Origin of the sequence: Kitasatospora sp. NPDC091257, from assembly GCF_044757675.1 — a bacterium.
Lineage (GTDB): Bacteria > Actinomycetota > Actinomycetes > Streptomycetales > Streptomycetaceae > Kitasatospora > Kitasatospora lactacystinica.
Map to the genome: position 1 here is coordinate 1 of NZ_JBIVVI010000979.1, position 3,514 is coordinate 3,514.

Genomic DNA, 3,514 nt, shown 5'->3' on the forward strand with positions numbered 1-3,514 from the left:
CTACTCGGTCAACGCCAAGCTCACCAGCGAGGGCGCCTCCCAGAGCATCGACATCGCCAAGGGCACCGCCGTCCCCGTCGGGATCGGCAGCGGCAACGGCAGCGGCAAGCCCACCACCCTGCTCGAACTGCGCGTCACCGGCTGACCACCACCCCCGCATCACCACCTCTCACGTTCGGGAGCCCACTCATGCCTCGCACCTCCTCGTCCCGCAACCTGCGGGCGGGCGCGCTGACCGCCGTCCTCGCCGCCGGAACCCTGACGACCCTCGCCACACCCCCGGCCGGCGCCGTGGTCGGCAACGCGGCCGCCGACGGTTCCTACGCCTTCACCGCGCGCCTGGCGATCGGCGACACCCTGCGTGCCTGCACCGGTGCGCTGGTCGACCGCAACTGGGTGCTCACCGCCGCCTCCTGCTTCGCCGACGACCCGGCGCAGCCGCAGGCCCTGGCGGCCGGCGCGCCGAAGTGGAAGACCGTCGCCACCGTCGGCCGCACCGACCTGACCACCACCGGCGGCAGGACCGCCGAGGTGTCCGAGCTGGTGCCGTACGCCGGCCGTGACCTCGTCATGGCCCGCCTGGCCACGCCCGTCGACGGCATCGCCCCGCTGGCGGTCGCCACCGCCGCGCCGACCGCCGGGCAGACGCTGCGCGTGCCCGCGTACGGCCGGACCAAGGACGAGTGGGCTCCGCTCAAGCTCCACACCGGCGCCTTCTCGCTCGACACCGTGGCCGCCGCCGGCCTCGGCACGACCGGCACCGGCGGCGCGGCGATCTGCAAGGGCGACACCGGCGCCCCCGTGATCCGCGAGACGGGCGGCAAGGCCGAGCTGGTCGCCGTCGCCTCCCGCTCCTGGCAGGGCGGCTGCCTGGGCGTGCCCGCCACCGAGACCCGCACCGGCGCCTACAACACCCGCGTCGACAACGTCGCCGGCTGGGTGCAGCAGACCCGGGCGAAGTCCCTGGGCTGGAAGACCCAGGCCCTGGTGCGCAGCGACGCCAACCTCTACTTCGCCAGCCGTCTCTACGACGGCACCTGGACCCCGTACGAGGACGTCCAGGCCACGGCCGGCGCCATCGGCGGGGTGCGCGCCGTCGCCTCGGCCGGCATCAACGCCGACACCCACATCATCGCCCTGGGCGGCGACGGGCACCTCCACTACGCCATCCGCAACCTCGACGGCGGCTGGAAGCAGACGTTCGCCGACCTCAACGTCGCCCTCACGGACCTCAGCGGCATCACCCAGGTCTCCATCGCCTCCATCGGCGACAACCTGCACGTGGTCGTGGTCGCCAACGGCACCCTCTACCACTCCATCCGCAACGGCGCCGGCCAGTGGACCGCGTTCAACGTGGTCACCGACGTCACCGGCCCGCTCAACGGCATCACCGCCATCTCCGCCGCCGGAGCGTCCGGGGACGCCGGACCCGAACTGCACATCGCGGCCGTGGCCGGCGGAAAGGTCTACCACACCCTGCGCACCGGCTCCGGCAGCTGGGGCACCTGGGGGGCGGTCTCCGAAGCCGCGGGCAGCACCGGCCCGGTGAGCGGCGTCGCCGTCTCCCGCCAGGGCAACGACCTCAACCTCGCCCTCATCGCGAGCGACGGCCAGTACCACACCATGCGCTACCTCAACCACACCTGGCAGCCCGTGACGTCCCTCGGCGGCGTCATCGGCAACGTCACGGGCACCAGCATCAGCGCCACGCCCGTCGACACCGACGCCGTGTTCGCCATCGCCACCACGGACAACAAGGTCCTGCTCACCGCCCGCCACAACGACGGCACCTGGGCCGCCCCCGAGAACCTCGACCTCACCGCCATCCCGGGCAACCACACCGGCACCACGATCACCGGCACGCTCTGACCGACGCGCTCCGACCGGCGCCCTCCGACCGGCGCCCTCCGACCGGCGCCCTCCGACCGGCGCCCTCCGACCGGCGCGCCCTCCGCGCGCCGATCCGTCGTGCGTCCTGGCGCGGGGTGGTGGTCCACTCCCGCGCCGGGGCGCACGCGTCAGGAACTCCCGAGGGCAGGCCGCCCCCGGCCTTCCCCGACCGCACCGTCCGTCCCCGCCCCGCCTCCGGGGGCGGGGACGCCCCTCCCAGCACTTGCCTCGATCACGGGAAAACGCCCTGCCGCAGCCCGTCGCCGCCCTGCCCTGTCATGCGCAGGGGCCTGCAAGCGGCTTACAGGGCGTGCGTTATCGTCAGCCGTGAGCATTTTCCCCCGGCAACGACCAGGTTCCTCGGGCCGCCGCAAATCCGCCAAGGGCGGCCGTCTCGCCGTCCTGGACGGCCTGCGCATCCTGGCCGCGCTGATGGTGGTCTTCCACCACTACATCGGCTACGGCGGCGGTACCAAGCCCGAGATCAGCGCCTGGGGCAAGCCGGCCGAGCAGGTGTTCCACCGCGCCTCCGCGCCCGCCGCGTACCTCTGGACGGGTATCTGCCTGTTCTTCGTGATCAGCGGCTTCGTGATCTGCATGAGCAGCTGGGGCCGCCCGGTGGGCGACTTCGTCCGCTCCCGGGTCATCCGGCTCTACCCCGCGTACTGGTTCGCCGTCCTGCTCACCACCGCGGTCGTGACGATGTGGCCGCTCGTGCGCCAGCCGCTCCCCTCCGAACAGGTCCTCGCCAACCTCACCATGTTCCACGTGGGCCTGGGGATCCCGAACGTGGACGCCGTCTACTGGACGCTCTGGGCCGAGCTGCGCTTCTACCTGCTGTTCGCCATCGTGGTGTGGCAGGGCGTGACCTACCGGCGGATCGTGGCCTTCTGCTCGATCTGGACGGTCGCCGGCATCGTCTCGGCGAGCACCAAGTGGCCGGTCCTGGAGTTCTTCGCGATGTCGGACGTCTCCTCGTTCTTCGTCGCCGGCCTCGCGCTCTACCTGGTCCACCGGTACGGTCCCAACCTCATGCTCTTCGGCATCGTCGGGATCAGCTGGATCCTCTCGGTGCTCTACACCATCCAGCACCAGCACGACGTGAACACCGTCCTGGGCCGGCCCGAGCTGCCGACCTGGCCCGCCGTCCTGCTGACCACCCTCTCCTACCTCGTGATCACCGCGGTGGCCATGGGCTGGGGCTCCCGGATCCAGTGGCGCTGGCTCACCTTCGCCGGCGCCCTCACCTACCCCCTCTACCTCCTCCACGAGACCATGGGCTGGACCGCCCTGCGCGCCCTCTACGACCACGGCACCAAGCCCTGGACGGCGGTCGCCATCGTCGTCACCGGCATGCTCGTCGCCTCCTGGCTGGTCCACCGGCTCATCGAGAAGCCCCTGACGCCCCGCCTCAAGACCGGCATGACCAGGAGCATCGACGAGCTCCGCGCCGCCGAACCCCTCCCCCCGCAGCCCGCCCCGGCGCCGACCCGGGCCCCCGGCGTCCTGGAGACCGTCACCACCCCCTAGTGCCGCCGGGGCAGACGGTCGACCTGCGCGCACGGTTCGCGTTCCCGCTGCCGATCCAGGTCATCACCGGATTGTTCGGGTTGACCGCGCAGAC

At 72.2% G+C, this 3,514-nt stretch carries 2 protein-coding genes; both read left to right on the forward strand.

Going from position 1 to position 3,514, the window contains the following annotated elements; all coding sequences use genetic code 11:
• The first annotated feature begins 189 nt into the window (after positions 1 to 189).
• Positions 190 to 1,869 (forward strand): trypsin-like serine protease, encoded by a 1,680-nt coding sequence (locus ACIQOV_RS33055; RefSeq protein ID WP_401054418.1) that lies wholly within the window; start codon positions 190 to 192, stop codon positions 1,867 to 1,869.
• Between the two features lie 348 nt (positions 1,870 to 2,217).
• Complete coding sequence (locus tag ACIQOV_RS33060; protein WP_401054420.1) at positions 2,218 to 3,420, forward strand: acyltransferase family protein; 1,203 nt, start codon at positions 2,218 to 2,220, stop codon at positions 3,418 to 3,420.
• Positions 3,421 to 3,514 lie beyond the last annotated feature (94 nt).

Bases quoted from the DNA above. Each gene is read 5' to 3' on its own strand.
- ACIQOV_RS33055 (WP_401054418.1), top strand. From the start codon at position 190: ATGCCTCGCACCTCCTCGTCCCGCAACCTGCGGGCGGGCGCGCTGACC.